At 42.1% G+C, this 1,213-nt stretch carries 1 protein-coding gene; it reads right to left on the reverse strand.

Going from position 1 to position 1,213, the window contains the following annotated elements:
* Nucleotides 1–80: 80 nt before the first annotated feature.
* Nucleotides 81–1,187 carry an ion channel gene (locus GTH32_RS19245; protein WP_163088806.1) on the reverse strand — a complete coding sequence of 369 codons (1,107 nt, stop codon included), beginning with the start codon at nt 1,185–1,187 and terminating at the stop codon, nt 81–83.
* Nucleotides 1,188–1,213: the final 26 nt, after the last annotated feature.

Raw genomic sequence — 1,213 nt, forward strand, 5'->3', positions numbered from 1 at the left:
AACGTTCACATCACAGGAGGCAAAAGCAGAGCGAAGCAGCGCTTTTGATTTCCTGTGCATGTGCTTGTTATACCCTCTCGCTAATGCCTAATTACTTTTCGTCCGAGCACACCAACATAAGCAGCTATTAGTACTGCGCCTGCCCACGCCTCTGATGTGCTTATTAATCTCATAATCCATCGGTCCGCAGCGTAGGAAAGGTCACCGTACCCTAAAGTTGCAAACGTAGTAAAAGAGAAATACAGCGAAGATACAAACTCTTGGTTTTCACCTGGGTTACCAGCAATATAGAAAAATATAGAAAATAAGATAGACACTACGAAACCAGACAATATCAGCCGAGATGGCTTTGTCCCGTAACCAGTGCCGTAGCCCCACATCAAATCAGAAACCCAACGATAGAATCCCCTTGCTGAGAACTTTTCTTTGAGTTGCGGGTAAAGTATGTACTTTCTATTCGCTGCTCTTTCTAGATTTAAGTACTGGTCCACATTGTGCCAAATCTCTGCCCTTTCATAAGCAACACGGTACGCTTTTAGGTGATCAGCTATTTGGTCCACAGGCATACTGCGAGTCTTCCAATTGAGATTTAGAGCTAGGTCTAACTTCGTTGAATAGTTCACTGTGATATTTTCTAACTTTGCGCCTTCAAGATAGATTCCTCTCAGATCAGAACCAGATATATCACCGTCAATTAATCCAGAACTCCAATAGCATACATTTCTAAGGTTCGAGTCAATGAATCGCGTTCCGAAGCCTCCACCACCAGCAAAGCAAACCGCTTCTAAGTTGCACTTTTCAAATGTTGCCATGGAAAGTTCTGTCCGCTCCATGTTTGTACCAGAGAAATTACAACCAAAAAAACGAGCATAATTTAGAGACTTTACAGAAAAGCTAGAATTATTAGGGAAAGTCTCGTGATATACATGAATCCCCCTCAAATCATCATGGGTCAACACCCAAAAACTGTTTTCGTCCATTGCGTCTTTTGGGTAATAAGGATGACCATAGGGATCTTGATTCTCTGAGTGCTCAAGAACGTAACCATCCAGAATAGCTCTAACTTCTACTCCATTTTTTAAGCCTTGTATGACCTCCTCCAGCACCCTTTTTCCGAGCTCAGTATCCCACCGGTTCTTCAAAAAACGTTGAGTAACTAAGTCAAAAGTGAATCCTTCTCTATCCATCTACAGAGTCTCTATAAGGTATAACA

This window comes from Alteromonas profundi (genome assembly GCF_010500865.1).
GTDB classification, from domain to species: domain Bacteria; phylum Pseudomonadota; class Gammaproteobacteria; order Enterobacterales; family Alteromonadaceae; genus Alteromonas; species Alteromonas profundi.